13 protein-coding genes are annotated in these 15,809 nt (G+C 42.9%); 10 read left to right on the top strand and 3 right to left on the bottom strand.

Features of this window, described 5'->3' with window-relative positions; genetic code table 11:
* Window positions 1–94: 94 nt before the first annotated feature.
* From ACED42_RS15540 to ACED42_RS15530, 3 genes are all read left to right on the top strand, one after another.
* A complete protein-coding gene (locus ACED42_RS15540; RefSeq protein WP_135383048.1) occupies window positions 95–2,038 on the top strand; it encodes an ATP-binding protein in 1,944 nt (647 codons plus the stop codon).
* Window positions 2,031–2,528, top strand: a complete 498-nt coding sequence (locus ACED42_RS15535) for a response regulator (protein ID WP_135442714.1) — start codon at window positions 2,031–2,033, stop codon at window positions 2,526–2,528. The genes ACED42_RS15540 and ACED42_RS15535 overlap by 8 nt, the downstream gene beginning before the upstream one ends.
* Before the next feature lie 339 nt (window positions 2,529–2,867).
* Entirely contained in the window at window positions 2,868–3,422 is a 555-nt protein-coding gene (locus ACED42_RS15530) for a hypothetical protein (protein WP_009847060.1), read from the top strand.
* 125 nt (window positions 3,423–3,547) lie between these two features.
* On the opposite strand, the gene ACED42_RS15525 is transcribed toward ACED42_RS15530, so the two are convergent.
* Window positions 3,548–4,129, bottom strand: coding sequence for a TfoX/Sxy family DNA transformation protein (locus ACED42_RS15525; RefSeq protein WP_009847061.1), 582 nt, complete (start codon window positions 4,127–4,129; stop codon window positions 3,548–3,550).
* A 355-nt stretch (window positions 4,130–4,484) separates the two neighbouring features.
* Here ACED42_RS15525 and ACED42_RS15520 point away from each other — a divergent pair, with 355 nt between their 5' ends.
* The 5 genes from ACED42_RS15520 to ACED42_RS15500 all read left to right on the top strand — a co-directional run bounded on the left by ACED42_RS15520 (window position 4,485) and on the right by ACED42_RS15500 (window position 10,043).
* Window positions 4,485–5,405, top strand: coding sequence for an HDOD domain-containing protein (locus ACED42_RS15520; RefSeq protein ID WP_017096721.1), 921 nt, complete (start codon window positions 4,485–4,487; stop codon window positions 5,403–5,405).
* A 54-nt stretch (window positions 5,406–5,459) separates the two neighbouring features.
* The gene (locus ACED42_RS15515) at window positions 5,460–6,365 is read left to right on the top strand and encodes a lysine exporter LysO family protein (RefSeq protein WP_009847064.1); all 906 of its coding nucleotides are present in this window, start codon (window positions 5,460–5,462) and stop codon (window positions 6,363–6,365) included.
* Window positions 6,366–6,539: 174 nt separating this feature from the next.
* Window positions 6,540–7,067, top strand: a complete 528-nt coding sequence (locus ACED42_RS15510) for a hypothetical protein (protein WP_009847065.1) — start codon at window positions 6,540–6,542, stop codon at window positions 7,065–7,067.
* Between the two features lie 118 nt (window positions 7,068–7,185).
* Window positions 7,186–8,829, top strand: coding sequence for a pyridoxal-dependent aspartate 1-decarboxylase PanP (gene panP, locus ACED42_RS15505; RefSeq protein WP_371703231.1), 1,644 nt, complete (start codon window positions 7,186–7,188; stop codon window positions 8,827–8,829).
* 359 nt (window positions 8,830–9,188) lie between these two features.
* Window positions 9,189–10,043, top strand: a complete 855-nt coding sequence (locus tag ACED42_RS15500) for a MurR/RpiR family transcriptional regulator (RefSeq protein ID WP_004734686.1) — start codon at window positions 9,189–9,191, stop codon at window positions 10,041–10,043.
* Window positions 10,044–10,183: 140 nt separating this feature from the next.
* Here ACED42_RS15500 and ACED42_RS15495 read toward each other — a convergent pair whose 3' ends face one another.
* Window positions 10,184–11,476 (bottom strand): iron-containing alcohol dehydrogenase, encoded by a 1,293-nt coding sequence (locus ACED42_RS15495; protein ID WP_371703229.1) that lies wholly within the window; start codon window positions 11,474–11,476, stop codon window positions 10,184–10,186.
* Between the two features lie 518 nt (window positions 11,477–11,994).
* Between ACED42_RS15495 and ACED42_RS15490 the strand changes: the two genes are divergently transcribed.
* Window positions 11,995–12,258: a GrxA family glutaredoxin gene (locus ACED42_RS15490; RefSeq protein ID WP_009847069.1), complete on the top strand. Its 264-nt coding sequence runs from the start codon at window positions 11,995–11,997 to the stop codon at window positions 12,256–12,258.
* Window positions 12,259–12,505: 247 nt separating this feature from the next.
* Window positions 12,506–14,188, top strand: coding sequence for an aspartate:alanine antiporter (locus tag ACED42_RS15485; RefSeq protein WP_012604238.1), 1,683 nt, complete (start codon window positions 12,506–12,508; stop codon window positions 14,186–14,188).
* A gap of 181 nt (window positions 14,189–14,369) precedes the next feature.
* Here ACED42_RS15485 and fabV read toward each other — a convergent pair whose 3' ends face one another.
* Complete coding sequence (gene fabV / locus ACED42_RS15480) at window positions 14,370–15,572, bottom strand: enoyl-ACP reductase FabV (RefSeq protein ID WP_009847071.1); 1,203 nt, start codon at window positions 15,570–15,572, stop codon at window positions 14,370–14,372.
* Window positions 15,573–15,809 lie beyond the last annotated feature (237 nt).

Below are 15,809 nucleotides of genomic sequence, written 5' to 3'. Positions count from 1 at the left end.
TACTTCGATTGCCTCAATAAATTAACGGCTAGCTCTCATCCTTATTCGGCGGTTCTTGCTAGGCTAGAGACGTCGCTACTATTAAGGTTGAGCTGTGAATCAATACGCTGTTATCTGTTTGGACAATAATCCGGTTAGCATTGAAAGAATACGTTCGGAGTTGGCTCCGTTGGCTTCTGTATTCGATATTTATACTGCCGAGAACATAGAAGACGCGCATCACGCATTAGAAGATATTCATGATCACAACCAAACTGTAGCCTTGGTGATCACTCATCATCATTCTGAATTTAATGGCGTGCAATTTCTGATTGAACTCGAACAGCTGCCCCATAGTAATACCGCAAGAACGATATTAGTCAGCGCTTCGTCAGACATTCAATCCATTCTAACCGCGGTGAATGAAGGCAGGCTCAACCACTGTCTAACCAAGCCAGTTCAAGATCAGGTTCTATTCAAATCAGCGCAAAAAGAGCTAACGTCTTTTGTCATCCAATACGACTCAGAAAACCTGCTCTCTTACAGCGATGCATTGGATCAACAGCGCTTACTCAGAGCGCACATTGAACAAAAGATTCACTCTTTCCAATCGGGTTTCATTCACGATTACCACCAGCTTTCTGACAATGCCCTTGCTGAGCGTGTCGTCAGTGCTCTGCAGGATGTCTTTTCAAAAGATGATAAAACCAAGGCCATTCGTGATTATTCACCAGAGCATCTGCTGACGGTTGAGGGCGAAGATAATCGCTTTCTTTGGTTAATTATTGAAGGTGAAGCGGCGCTCTATAAAAAAGATGAACTGGGGCAGCAACGCGAAGTTGTGCGTCACTCTAAGGGCAATATTGTCGGAGGGATGTCATTCGTGACGGGTGAGCCTTCGTTTTCTACTGCGATTACTCTGACTCAGACCCAAGTCATCAAACTGGATAAAGATAGCTTTGCTCAGGTGATGCATTCAAACAACACTCTGCTACCGCTATTTACCAATCTACTGCTCCGTCACTTTAACCGACGCTTACAAAGAAGCATCAACAATAAGATCCAGCTTCAGCAAACGCTAGAATCGTTGGAATCTGCACATCAACAATTGATCGAGAAAGAGAAGATGGCGATGCTCGGCCAACTCGTGGCAGGTGTCGCACATGAGTTAAATAACCCGATTGCAGCCATACTGAGAAGTATTGAAACCTTGTCTGAACATCTCGATCAAATACTCGAGAACTCGGCACTCCCAGAATCAAATAAAGGGACGGATGTATTAGCACATTCAAAAATGGCGAAGCCACTATCAACGGCTCAAGAAAGACAACTCGTAAAGCACCTCACCTCTACTATCGATGATCGTGCGCTAGCCAAAAAAGCCGTAAGACTGAACCTGAGCCAAGACTCTGCGGTTTTAGATACCTTAAAAGACTCCCCTGTCGCAGGCAAAGAGCTGCTCAATGACTTAGAGCATTATCACTATGTTGGAAACTCTATCCGCTCAATTCAAGTTTGCAGCAAACGTATTGCCGATATGGTCAAAAGCCTAAAAAGCTATGCCCGAGAAGATGAAGAGGTCCGCCACTACACAGATATCCACGAAGGGCTTGAAGATACGTTAGTGATCTTTGAAAACAGGCTCAAACATCACCAACTTGAAAAACACTACGACACCGACTTGCCGCTTCTATTGTGCCAGTCGCTCTCGCTGCAACAAGTGTGGACCAACCTTCTCTCTAATGCACTTGATGCTCTTTCAGAGCGAGGCAAAGTCTCTATCACCACGTCTCAAGAAACTAAAGGTGACGACACGTTTCTTGTAGTGCAAATATCGGACACTGGACACGGTATCGCCAAAGAAGACATCAACACTATTTTCAACCCAAACTTCACGACCAAAAAAGAAGGCAACTTCGGTTTAGGGATTGGGTTATCCATTTCTCAACAAATCGTTTCGGCTCATCAAGGTTTTATTTTGGTGGAGTCTGAGGTAGGCAGCCATACACACATGCAAGTGTGGCTTCCATTCAAACAAGAAGGAGCACCTCATGAATAAGTACCTAATTTTATGTGTCGATGATGAGCCAGAGGTTCTCAACAGTGTCCTTCAAGATTTAGCACCATTTGAAGACAATTTTATTGTTGAAGGAGCCGAATCGGTCGATGAAGCTAAGCAAGTAATTAAAGAAATGGGACAGGAAGGTATTAAACTCGCCTTAATCTTGTGTGACCACATCATGCCGGACAAAACGGGTATCGATTTTCTTATCGAACTTAACCAGCACGATTCTACAAAGCCAACACGCAAGCTGCTGCTCACCGGGCAAGCCGGGCTAGAAGATACCGTCACAGCAATTAACAACGCGGCGCTTGATTTTTATATTTCAAAACCTTGGCAAGGCGATCAACTTAGAGACACGATTACTCAACAACTGACAGACTATGTCATTGCAAACGACAAGCAGTTGTTAAACTGGACTTCCATTTTAGATACTGAGCGCATACTGACATCAATGTCAGACAAGCGAACTAGTTTCGGTGAATAGCGATAGGTTGGTAAATAGAGATTAGATGATGAATAGCGATTTAATCGCTATTGCAGTTTTAACACGAAGTGTATTTTGCATAACAGTGAGTAAATTAAGTGTATCTAATAGTTATCAATAACAAGTGAATGGATACTAGATTTTGTTAAATAACCCTAAAACATGAGATCTCTGTAACAGAGCAGTACTTTACTTGCTTGTTTTTTAGCTAAATGACAAATGAATAGCATTTTTATGGGTTACTTTTCCGCGAGTTAGATTAAACTGTCTCAATGTTTATGGTTTGGCTATTTTTTATCAAACCAAAGGGATCAACACTAATAAAGGTTTACGGTCGTTATGCGCAAAATTCTACTTACTACCGCTATGCTATTGGCTTCTAGCCAAGCACTAGCTGTCGATGGACAACCAAATGAACAAGCACAAGTAATGAGCAACTTTAGCTACGATTACTTTGACGCTCGTATCGGTGCGAGCCCAATTACATTTGGTGGTGCGTTCAGTAAGTCAATCCACCCGAATGCTCACGCAGTAGCGCGTATCGATTCAGAATTTGAAGGCGATTACGACTCTGCTGTAGGTCTTGGTTTCCACGCTCCAATTAACAACTGGGCAGATCTAACGGGTGAAATGCTAGCTCGTATAGTTCAACCAGCAGCGAAAAGCTCTCCTGATGTTGGTATGGAATTCAACGTTGGTGTTCGTCAATGGCTTGGCCCACAACTAGAAGTTGGCGGCAAAGGCGGTTACGTTTCTATCGATGATAAAGATGATTGGATCGGTTCTGCTTACGTGCGTTTCCACTCTACAGAACTATTCTCTCTAGGTGCAGAAGTTCGTATCAATGATTTCTACGGTGATCAGTTAATGTTCACGACTCGTTTCAAGCTTTAAGTAAAACGAGAAAGCTCTTCATATGGGCTTAGCCTTTAAAACGGGCTAGATAGAAACAAAAAACCGAGGAAATCCCTCGGTTTTTATATATAAACAGTAATCTTATGCATATACAGGCGATATCTTTAGTGGCAGCTCTTTAATAATTGCTGCTTGCGTGGCTCTTGTAATAGTTTCCAGTGAATACCATCAATTGCACCCGCAAACTTCCAAAGTAATTTTAGGTCAACATCGTTTCCGTACGCTTCGCGAACCTTATTAAACACTTCAGATGCACCCAACTGCATAAACATTGAAACATCATCCACTCCAGCCTTTTTAACCATGCGTTCTAACGTCAGTTGCATGTTAGGCAAATCCCTTAATCTACGGCTAGCAGATGATTTTTTGAAGCTACGCTGCTGAATTGAATTATCGATTGAAGTACGAATAATACTATCCAATTCAGGATGCTCAGACGTAAAGAGATCCGTGATGTCGTAGTAATTCACGGTTGCTGTCGTCTGCTTTTTTACGTGACGATACTTTTCACAATCTAGCCCCGTCAGCTTTTTATCTAATAACTTCCCACCTCGAATGAATACACAATCTTCACTCAACAAAGCGAACATAGCGTCATTTTGAAAGAGGCCAATACCTCCAAACATAGAGCGCTTTTGATGTTCACCAAATTGATTCACGTAATTAATAAATGCTGTCTCGGTCATATCCGTTGATCCTTAATCAAATTACCCCGATTAGGTTGATCGCCAGACAAGCAGCTTTTTATGCGAAAAATTTTAAATCTATTTAATGTTTAGGTGAATATTATGGTTTCGTTTGTCACCTTTGAAATAAATGATACTTCGAAAAGAAAAATAAGTCAGGGCGCAGCTCACATCAATCAGTTGAATATCCTTGCTTTTAATGATTTACATCACATTAAACTATCAAATCACGCCAAGAATTTAATTCTTAGTGATACCCCCGTTCAAGTTATCAAAGCTTATGTGGTTCGATGAGTATTGCCTCGCAGCATCCCGGCTTGTAAAATGGTACGACATACATGTTCTTACTCTTAATATGAATCATTTATCATTTTTCTGGCTACCACAAAATAAAGCTCTTCTCCTTAAGGGCCTAGAATCCGAGTTTGCCCAACTTGTTGGACATTCCATCTCAGCGGGAAAAATAACTCTTCCTCCGATTCCTGAGGTTGTACTTAAAATTCAAAAGCTATGTACTCTTGAACCAACAGGCGTCGCCGAAGTTGCCGAGTGCTTACTTGAAGACCCAGGGCTGACAGCAATCGTGATCAGAGTTGCTAACTCAGTTGTCTTCAACAGACGCAATATTACTTGTGTCGATGTTATGACGGCCGTATCGCGTCTTGGTATATTGAGAGTACGTGACATTGTCACGGCTCAGGCTATTGAACAACTTAAACATTCCGTCAATTTGAGTAAAGAGTGCAACGAGCTATTGGTTCAGAGCGCTTCTGTATCAAAAGAACTCGCCGCAACTATGGTGTTAGTCACTAACCTATTTAAAGAACTATCCCCTACCGAATACCGTTATCTAGAGCATGAAAAGTCACTACTTGTTGGGTTACTTGCAGACATTGGCTTGTTCTGTTTGGTTAGTGAATATCACCTCTACCTAGACAACGGGAACTATTTAGATCACGACATCGCACTGCAAATATTCCAAGGCCAATGTTCAGCAACCAGTAAGTTGGTCCTTAGACGCTGGGGTTTCGACAGCGACTTTATCGATGTGTGCAGCAACACCATTAATAATCACGAAGAGCGCGAGGTGTCTTACCTTGATATTGCGCGGATAGCTAACCACCTACTGATGTTTAGAAACAAGGATGAGAACATTGATGAGCACGAAGTAGAACTAAACGTGACAGGAGCGGAAGTACTTTATAAATTAAGCAACTTGAGCAAACAGGATTTTAATGCAAAGCTAAGTGACGTGATCAATACTAGCGGCTTCTAAGTTACTGTTAAATTGCTAGTAAATGCAATATGAAGTCAATGCAATGGGGAAAGCATGTTTACAGGGATGATCTTTATATTTGCGCCACTCGTCGTGGGGTATCTTTTTTCAATTTCGAACGCTCAGACGCTAGAATTTATCAACCGCTCTACTTCGCGGTTGATCTACGTGATTCTCGCGTTAATGGGACTTAGCTTAGCCGCACTCGATAACCTAGGCAGTAACCTGCAGACAATTCTTCTATACACGGCCACTTTCTTCGTCTGCTTAAGCGTTTGTAATCTAATGGCGCTACCTGCTATTGATAAGTTACTGCCACTCCAGACAGACAGCTGTAATAAGAAACTCCCCCTGTCTTCTATGGCGATGGAGTCTGCCAAACTCATCTTAGTGGTCGGTTCCGGCCTTATTGCGGGTTTAGTTCTGCCTATTGGACTTGATTGGGTTGATACCGCGAGTGAATGGATTCTGTTTGTTCTACTGTTCTTTATTGGCATTCAGTTACGCAATAGCGGACTAACACTTCGTCAAATCTTACTCAACAAGCACGGTATGGTAATCGCAATCGCAATCATCGCCACCTCAATGCTTGGTGGTATTATTGCGGCTTATATCCTTGATATCCCTCTGTTCAAAGCCTTGGCAATGTCTTCAGGGTTTGGTTGGTATTCTTTAGCTGGTATCTTGATGGGCGACGCCTTTGGTCCTGTTTATGGCGGCGCTTCTTTCATGCTTGAGCTGTTAAGAGAGTTAGTTGCTTTGGTACTTATTCCTGTGCTGATCCGGAGCTACCCATGCACATCGATTGGTTATGCAGGCGCAACAGCGATGGATTTCACATTACCTGTCATTCAAACCACAGGTGGCGTTCGGTGCGTGCCAGTCGCCATAGTCAGTGGCTTTATCCTCAGCTTGCTTGTCCCGATTTTGATGTTGTTCTTTGTATCTCTTGCTAACTAGATCGCAGGAATAGCGTTTGTTTTAGATTAGAATGCAACTCGAATACCGATGCCCAAGACACCGATACAGTTACCGAAATAAAAAGACACTAAGTGTCATTGCTCAACAAATAATGATCACGGTAATCTGTAACGACAACGTTATAAAAAGAATAAACTTACAAAAGGAACCGCTATGAAACGCCTTTGCGTCGCATTACTGCTAGCTTCAACTTCGACTTTCTCTTTTGCAGCAGATTCAATGTCTGAGACAAATCAGTGCCAAGCAAAAAAATATGATGCGTACATCGACGCCTCTTTAGGTTGGTATGCTGACCTCGCTACATTAACTTCTGAGCAATACCCAGAATTGACAGAAGTAAGCGAGTGGTTCCTAGAAGGTCGTAAGCACCACTTCGAGCTTAATCGCGCTGCGGTAAACTACTACCTTGTGAACGATTCAAGCAAAGTGGCAACAGAGCAACCGGTAGAAGGCTGGCTGCAACTGGAACAACACGACATTAAGACGTTATCAACACGTGATGATGAACTTGGTAGAATTGCGAAAACAACGTTCGACGACCGCCAATCAACACCTCACGCTCAAAACTACGAGCTACGTTCCGCCTTTGCTGAGCTGCTTAGTCACCCTAAGCAAATCGATACAGCACTGCAGCGTTACAACCAGTCGATCGCCAAACTAGAAGCGATTAAGTGTAAATAACCCTTAATTTACTATGCTTTTATGGGAAGTTGGATTTCATAATTAAGACGGGACATTGTTCCCGTTTTCGTTTAGATTATCCCGCTCGCGTCAATATAAGAAAAATAACTCGCTTGCTATGGTTACGGAACAAAAAACAGCAGATGTTAGCTTTGACAGTCTTCTACGTATCTTTACAGTACCAGAAGGCCCAGACTCAACACTCACTCAAATCGAAGACAAACTTTCACGAAACCTGAATCAATTCTTACGTGAACACATTGTGGCTGAAGAAAAGCCATTACGTGAGATTGAGAAAGATTTTTCGAATGCTCATATCCCAGAGCTGCCTGAGTTTGTTTCAGAACATACCGAGCATCTCCTCGATTCTCTTGTATCTCATTCGGTTCATACGTCGTCGCCAAGTTTTATTGGTCACATGACGTCTGCGCTACCCTATTTCCTGATGCCGCTGTCTAAAATCATGATTGCGCTAAATCAGAATCTAGTAAAAATCGAGACCTCAAAAGCTTTCACTCCCTTAGAACGTCAAGTTCTGGGTATGTTACATCGCCTGATATATCAGGATAGCGACCAGTTTTATTCTCGCTGGATGCACAGTGCCAACCACTCTTTAGGAGCGTTTTGTTCTGGCGGTACCATCGCGAACATTACTGCGCTTTGGGTTGCACGTAACAACGCGCTAAAAGCACAAGGTTCTTTCAAAGGTGTGGAAAAAGAAGGCTTGTTTAAAGCCATGAAGCACTACGGCTACGAAGGCCTTGCTATCTTGGTTTCTGAACGTGGTCACTACTCTCTGAAAAAAGCAGCGGATGTCCTTGGTATTGGTCAAGAAGGTCTAGTGTCTGTTAAAACAGATAACGACAACCGCATTTGTACGGACGACCTAAGACTCAAGATTGAACAGCTCAAGCAGAATAAGATAAAGCCTTTCGCTGTCATTGGTGTGGCTGGTACAACCGAAACCGGTAATATCGACCCTCTAAGAGACATTGCAGAAGTGTGTGCTGAATCCGATTGTCATTTCCATGTTGATGCCGCTTGGGGAGGTGCGACTCTAATGTCGAACAACCATCGTCACCTACTTGATGGTATTGAATTGGCTGATTCAGTTACGATTGATGCACATAAACAGCTTTATATCCCTATGGGTGCTGGCATGGTTTTGTTTAAGAAGCCAGATGCGATGACCGCAATCGAACATCACGCTCAATACATCCTTCGCAAAGGCTCAAAAGACTTAGGTAGCCATACGTTAGAAGGCTCTCGTTCAGGTATGGCAATGTTAGTCTACGCCTCAATGCACATCATCAGTCGCCCTGGGTATGAACTGCTAATCGACCAGAGCATCAATAAAGCGCGCTACTTTGCTGACCTGATTAAAAGTCAAAACGACTTCGAACTGGTTTCAGAGCCTGAGCTTTGCCTACTGACCTATCGCTATGTGCCTGAATCAGTCAAAGCAGCACTACTTAAGGCTAAAGCACCAGAGCGTGTTGAACTGAATGAGCTACTGAATGAACTGACCAAGTTTATTCAGAAGAAGCAACGTGAAACGGGCAAGTCTTTCGTATCGCGAACGCGCTTAAACCCCGAAATATGGGCGCATCAGCCAATCATCGTTTTCCGTGTAGTATTAGCAAATCCACTGACGGGCAACGATATTCTCTCTTCAGTGCTTGAAGAACAGCGTGAAATCTCTAAACTAGCACCCAATTTGATGAGTAAAATCACCAAATTGGTTAAGCTAATCAACGCCTAGCCATTCAATTTTAGTTGCATCAAATTGAAAATTTCTTTCTTTTTGATGTAACTTAGCTGTCAGTTCATACTCAATTTGCATTCTTTTTGCTCTAATCCTCTTCCAATTCTGTAGTTTTCTAAAATTTTGTTGAGGTTTGTCATATTCTTAAGCATTGATGCCGTGTTTTTGTATTAGTGAATAGTATCTTGGGTTTATACTGACTCTATGGTGCTAGTTAGCTTGATATCTATTTGATGCAGTAGAATTTACAATACCGAATATAAGTTTGGTTTTGTATTTTCTTATATTTGTTTCAGCCATACCCCCTGGTAAAAGATATTAACTAGCAAGTTGTTCTCTATACCCTTGTGAACACTATGAATACATTAGAAAAAATACAAAAAAACCTGGAAAATTTCAGCAAGTCTGAGCGTAAGGTAGCCGAAGTAATCATGGCTTCCCCTCAAACTGCAATTCATTCTAGCATTGCTACCTTAGCGAAAATGGCTGACGTGAGTGAGCCTACAGTTAACCGCTTCTGTCGTCGTTTAGACACAAAGGGCTTCCCTGACTTTAAACTTCACCTAGCTCAAAGCTTGGCGAACGGTACACCTTACGTGAACCGTAATGTTGAAGAAGATGACGGCCCAGATGCTTACACACATAAGATTTTTGAATCAACTATGGCTTGTCTAGATGTTGCTAAAAACAGTTTAGACGCGATGCAAGTAAACCGAGCGGTTGACTTACTGACTCAAGCAAAACGTATTTCGTTCTTCGGACTGGGTGCCTCTTCTGCTGTAGCCAAAGATGCTCAAAACAAATTCATTCGTTTCAATATCCCAATCACTTGTTTCGAAGACATCGTGATGCAACGCATGAGCTGCATTAACTGCAGTGATAACGATGTTATTGTTCTTATCTCTCACACTGGCCGCACTAAAAGCCAAGTAGAGATTGCGAACTTAGCTCGTGAAAACGGCGCGACAGTTATCGCTATCACAGCAAAAGACTCTCCGCTAGATAAAGCGAGTTCTCTGTCTATCTCATTGGATGTACCGGAAGACACTGACGTTTACATGCCAATGGCAAGTCGTGTTGTTCAGATGACGGTTATCGATGTGTTAGCAACAGGCTTTACGCTTCGTCGTGGTTCTGGCTTCCGAGAGAACCTGAAACGAGTAAAAGAGTCACTTCGTGATTCACGTTACGAAAAGTACTCTCAGTTCTAATCTGTTAAGATGTGAGCTTAAGAATTAAATTCAATTGAAAAACGGAGCCTAGAGCTCCGTTTTTATTTGTCTGTTTAAATGGGTTATGCCGTGATGGGTTTGTGCTGTGTCTGGTTATGCCAAGAGCAGATTGAAGACTGTTAGATAGTCCAGCTATTGCCCTTCTCAACCACGCTGTTCTCGGACGCATAAGAATTGATAATGGTAAAGCTCGACTCGGCGGCAGGCTCTTGCTCAATTTGATTCATTAAAGCTCCCTCATGATGCCCTTCTACACAACCACACTTCTCGCAAACCTTCTTCAGAATATGTACGAGCCGTTCTTGGTTCAGCGGTAAAGGGTTCCCTTTAATTGCCACTGACTTGAGCGCGTCGGCAGACACCTCATCAAATTGGGCTTCACATACACCAAATTCCAGTAAAGTTGGAAGCTTGAGCGTATCCAATACTTCAGACAACCAAGAAATTGCCTCGTCCTCTGTTGCTTCTACGTTACCTGTCACTATCTGAGAAATTCGCTGATAACGCGCTAGGATGTCACTCCTCTGCTGCTCCTTCGCAGCAGCTATATTCTCTAACATCACAAATGGTGCTAAACGTGCAGTTATCACACTATGAGGAGCCGAGATTTTGCCACCTAGCGCAGAAGCCAAACCATGCGCAGCGCCAAGTTTGGCGTTAGTTATCGCTATTCCCCCTAACATAGAGGAAAACGCGAGATCAGAACGCGCTTGAGGTTCATCGTAGATACACGCCTGAATGACAGAACCACTCAGCTTACGTAAGCCTTCTTCACAGATCATATCAGTCAGTGGGTTCGGTTCACCGCACACATAGGCTTCCATTAGATGGGTAAATGCGTCCATAGCACCTCGCCCCGATAAATACAGATTCGTACCATGAGTTAGGGTTGGGTCAACAATCGCAACGTCAGCCAGCATGTCTGGGTTTCTAAGGCTGATTTTTACTTGGTCTTGCCCTGATTTCAGCACCGCGTTTTTAGTGACTTCTGCACCTGTACTCGCTGTGGTTGGAATCGCAATGAACGGAAGCGGTTTGGTTTTAAGAGGGACATTACGCCCAACAACTTCAACATAGTCATACAAACTACCTTGGTTAGGTAAAACCGCGGCTAACGCTTTGCCCATATCGATGGCGCTACCGCCCCCCATAGCGACAACCATATCTGGCTTAAATCGACGTGCAGAAATAGCAGCCTCCTCAACCATTTTGATATTAGGTTCACCGGATACGGCAATGTGTTGATAGCGCAAACTCTGTGCATCGAGATAGTCAGTGACTATTGAAGTGCGCTCTAATGTATTGCCAGTCACCAATAGCACGCTGTAACCGTATTGATTAAAGAGAGACAATGAAGCGGAGAGTGCTCCATCACCAAAGATGATCTTTGTAGATGTCATAAATTGAAACATGGTGCCTCCTGCGCCTATGACCGAACAAAACTGCGAACTCTTGGTTTTTAGGAAATTGGTCTCTTGGATTTCACATTTGAAATTTGAAATTTGATTTTCGTATTTACAACACAATCCCGGCACCCCAAATACGAATGCACTAAAACATCATTACTTCAGACTGCTTACAGAATATGGTTCCATACCTAGATAAAGGATGCCTCGTTCTGCGTTTGATTTTTTTGACAAGGTGCAACTTGTCGCACTAAATATCGACTAAAGTTGCAATCTTAGGGGTAATTCACATACTAATATTGAGGGGAATTCACGATGACAGTGGCCAGTAAACAAGACTCTAGCCTTTTATGATTAATATTTGCGCTGATAGGCAAAACCTATCGTATTAAGAGGCAATTCCATCTTTATTTCCCCATGCCATTGAGGCATAGTTGGTTTTAAGAAATTTTGAGTGGCATTCATAAAAGAATAGTTAACATAAATGAGTTAACGAGCCTCATCCCGTATTTAGGAGAAATTAAATGTTTGTAGTTATTTTTGGTCGCCCTGCTTGTCCATTCTGTGTTCGCGCAAAAGAGCATGCTGAAACTCTTAAAGCTAAACGCGATGACTTCAACTACCGTTACGTTGACATCCACGCTGAAGGCATCAGCAAAGCTGACCTTGAGAAGACTGTTGGTAAACCTGTAGACACAGTTCCACAAATCTTCATCGACCAAGATCACATTGGCGGCTGCACAGAATTTGAAGCATACGCAAAAGAAAACCTAGGTCTTTTCGACTAAGCTGGAATTTCTCAAACGAAAATCGAGGCTAAAGCCTAAACAGCTGATAGATAAAACAGTTAGACTGTATGATTGATATAAAGCCCGCTCATTGCAGCGGGCTTTTTTATGACAATTTTTCAACCGGAGTAAGATTAAGGTCAATATCGAATAAAATTGAAAATAGCACTTATAATTTATTTCTATTTAGATACAATTCATTCCTCAAACTGATCCTGTGTTTCACGCTAATTATTGAGCAATCACTGTGAATATCGACGTTGTCTTGCTGTTAAAACAAAACCCCATCCTTCTCATTTTTGTTGTGTTATCTATTGGCCTCGCCATTGGTAAAATTCGTTTCGGTAGTCTCCAACTAGGAAATTCAATCGGTGTTCTGATTACTTCTCTTATCATGGGACATCTTGGCTTTTCCTTTAACGCCGACGCTCTCACGATTGGTTTCATGCTCTTCATTTACTGTGTAGGTATTGAAGCTGGCCCCAACTTCTTCGGTATATTCTTCAGAGACGGTAAGCATTACCTCATTCTTAGCCTCGTTGTACTTTCTACGGCTATTGCCCTTACTTATTTTTGCAGCGAATATTTAGGTCTTGGTTTCGGACTTTCCGCCGGCATGATGGCGGGAGCACTAACTGCAACACCAATATTAGTTGGTGCGCAAGATGCACTCAATTCAGGTTTAGCTGAAGTGCCAAGAAACATGGACCTGGGTCTGGTTATAGAAAACCTCTCTGTAGGTTACGCGATGGCTTATTTAGTCGGCTTAATCAGTATGATTATGTTTGCCCGCCTTATTCCAAAGCTTCAGAAAGTAAACCTACACGACTCTGCAGAACAAATAGCTCAAGAGCGCGGCCTAGGCACCTCTGGCCAGCGTAAGGTTTACTTACCCATTATCCGAGCTTATCGTGTGGGACCAGAGCTAATTACCTGGACTGATGGCAAGAACCTTCGTGAGCTTGGCATCTATCGCCAAACTGGTTGCTACATCGAGCGGATTCGACGTAATGGTATTCTTGCCCACCCTGATGGCGATGCCATTCTGCAAGAAGGCGATGAAATCGCATTAGTTGGCTTCCCTGACAGCCACGCTCGTCTTGATCCAAGTTTCCGAAACGGCAAAGAAGTTTTTGACCGTAACCTTCTCGATCTACGAATCGTTGAAGAAGAGATCGTCGTTAAAAGTGACAACATCGCGGGTAAGCGTTTATCTGACTTAAACTTATCCGAATACGGCTGTTTCCTTAATCGCGTAGTAAGAGCTCAAATTGAAATGCCGATGGACTTAAACATCGTACTTTCTAAAGGTGATGTACTGCAGGTGAGTGGTGAAAAGAGCCGTGTTCACGGCCTTGCAGAAAAAATTGGTTTCATCTCGATTCACAGCCAAATGGCCGATTTGACGGCTTTCTGTAGCTTCTTCATTCTGGGTATTTTGTTTGGTTTGATCACCATGACATTCGGACAAGTCTCATTTGGTTTAGGTAATGCCGTTGGTCTTCTTCTATCAGGCATCATGCTTGGCTTCTTACGAGCGAACCACCCTACCTTCGGTTACGTTCCTCAAGGGGCGTTGAATATGGTCAAAGATCTCGGTTTGATGTTCTTTATGGTCGGTATCGGCTTGAGCGCCGGTGGTAAGATATTTGAGCATTTGACCCAAGTGGGTCCGCAAGTTATCGGGATAGCACTTATCGTGAGTGTACTGCCGGTATTCTTCGCTTACCTAGTCGGCGCTTACGCACTGAAGATGAACCGAGCTCTTCTTTTTGGAGCCATCATTGGCGCACGAACTTGTGCTCCGGCGATGGACATAGTGAATGACCACGCTCGTTCAACTATCCCAGCACTGGGGTACGCGGGTACGTACGCGATAGCCAATATATTGATGACCTTAGCGGGTACCTTTATCATTATCATTAGCTAGTTTATTCAGCGTTATAACGCTTTAGATTAGATATTTTAAATGCACTAATTCATCTTTGAGTTAGTGCATTTTTATTACTTAATTTCTTTTCTCATCCCACATCTCTGTACTACTTTCCTCAAACTACAGACAAAAAAATAGGCGCTCAATGAGCGCCTATTTCATTTATTTGATTTGTTAATTAGATGTCAGCTACATCAAATTCAACAGCTGTCTCAACGTCAGCTTCGTAATCAACACCATCAACACCGAAACCGAACAACTTCAAGAACTCTTCTTTGTACTCAACGTAGTCAGTCAGTTCTTTTAAGTTTTCAGTTGTGATTTGAGGCCATAGGTTACGACAATGCTCTTGAATGTCATCACGAAGTTCTAGGTCGTCTAGACGTAGACGGTTCACTTCATCAACTTCTGCTGCACTTCCATCTGCTTTGTATAAACGTTGGCTGAACATACGGAAGATCTGTTCCATACAACCTTCGTGAATGCCTTCTTCACGCATCTTCTTGAACACCATAGCGATGTAAAGAGGCATAACAGGAATAGCAGAGCTTGCTTGAGTCACAACTGACTTAAGAACAGCAACGTTCGCAGTACCACCAGTTTGGCCTAGTTTCTCGTTAAGCGCTGACGCTGCACGGTCTAGATCCATCTTAGCTTTACCTAGCGCGCCATCCCAGTAGATTGGCCACGTTAGCTCAGTACCGATGTAGCTGTAAGCAACAGTCTTACAACCGTCAGCTAGAACACCCGCTTCAGAAAGTGCGTTGATCCAAAGTTCCCAATCTTCACCGCCCATTACAGTAACAGTGTCTTTGATCTCTTCTTCAGTAGCAGGCTCAACGCTTGCTTCGATGATCGCATCTTTGTTTGTATCTACCGCTGTAGATGTGTAAGTCTCACCGATAGGTTTAAGAGATGAACGAATCACTTCGCCAGTCTCTGGCATTTTACGCACTGGAGATGCCAGTGAGTACACAACCATATCGATTTGACCTAGATCTTCTTTGATCAGGTCAATTGTTTTCTGTTTAGCTTCGTTAGAGAAAGCATCGCCGTTAAGGCTTTTTGAATACAGGCCTTCTTCTTTAGCTAGCTTATCGAACGCTGCTGAGTTGTAAAAACCAGCTGTGCCCGGCTTTTTCTCAGTACCGGCTTTCTCGAAGAAAACACCGATAGTTGAAGCGCCGCCACCAAATGCAGCCGCAATACGTGAAGACAAGCCGTAGCCACTTGAAGAGCCAACAACGAGTACACGTTTAGGTGCATTTGCGATTGGGCCTTGAGCTTTTGTGTAAGCAATTTGTTCTTTTACATTAGCTTCACAACCGACTGGATGTGTTGTAGTACAGATGAATCCGCGAATTCGAGGTTTGATGATCATATTCAACTTCCTTAAAAAATCAGGTTAAGGATAAGAGTTTCGTGCGCAAATGGCATCTAATTTCTGTAAAAATGTGGTGAAAATGCAAGTGGTTGGAGCACTCAACTGATATTTGCCGACTAAGTCACCATTTGTTAACGCTTCTATTGCGACTTCTACGACAAAAACAAAAAAGGCACCTTATTAGGTTAACACTGATCATTTAAGCATTTTCCTGATCAGTTGAACGATCCTACA

This window comes from Vibrio sp. FF145, from assembly GCF_041439075.1.
Classification (GTDB): Bacteria; Pseudomonadota; Gammaproteobacteria; order Enterobacterales; family Vibrionaceae; genus Vibrio; species Vibrio tasmaniensis_A.
Note: the sequence above shows the minus strand (reverse complement) of the source record. Positions and strands in the feature narration are given on the sequence as shown.

Excerpts from the sequence above, each read along its gene's own strand:
- fabV (WP_009847071.1), bottom strand. The coding sequence starts at position 15,572 with ATGATCATCAAACCTCGAATTCGCGGATTCATCTGTACTACAACACAT.
- panP (WP_371703231.1), top strand. The coding sequence starts at position 7,186 with ATGGTTACGGAACAAAAAACAGCAGATGTTAGCTTTGACAGTCTTCTA.
- ACED42_RS15530 (WP_009847060.1), top strand. The coding sequence starts at position 2,868 with ATGCGCAAAATTCTACTTACTACCGCTATGCTATTGGCTTCTAGCCAA.
- ACED42_RS15495 (WP_371703229.1), bottom strand. The coding sequence starts at position 11,476 with ATGTTTCAATTTATGACATCTACAAAGATCATCTTTGGTGATGGAGCA.
- ACED42_RS15490 (WP_009847069.1), top strand. The coding sequence starts at position 11,995 with ATGTTTGTAGTTATTTTTGGTCGCCCTGCTTGTCCATTCTGTGTTCGC.
- ACED42_RS15520 (WP_017096721.1), top strand. The coding sequence starts at position 4,485 with ATGAATCATTTATCATTTTTCTGGCTACCACAAAATAAAGCTCTTCTC.
- ACED42_RS15510 (WP_009847065.1), top strand. The coding sequence starts at position 6,540 with ATGAAACGCCTTTGCGTCGCATTACTGCTAGCTTCAACTTCGACTTTC.
- ACED42_RS15500 (WP_004734686.1), top strand. The coding sequence starts at position 9,189 with ATGAATACATTAGAAAAAATACAAAAAAACCTGGAAAATTTCAGCAAG.
- ACED42_RS15525 (WP_009847061.1), bottom strand. The coding sequence starts at position 4,129 with ATGACCGAGACAGCATTTATTAATTACGTGAATCAATTTGGTGAACAT.
- ACED42_RS15515 (WP_009847064.1), top strand. The coding sequence starts at position 5,460 with ATGTTTACAGGGATGATCTTTATATTTGCGCCACTCGTCGTGGGGTAT.
- ACED42_RS15535 (WP_135442714.1), top strand. The coding sequence starts at position 2,031 with ATGAATAAGTACCTAATTTTATGTGTCGATGATGAGCCAGAGGTTCTC.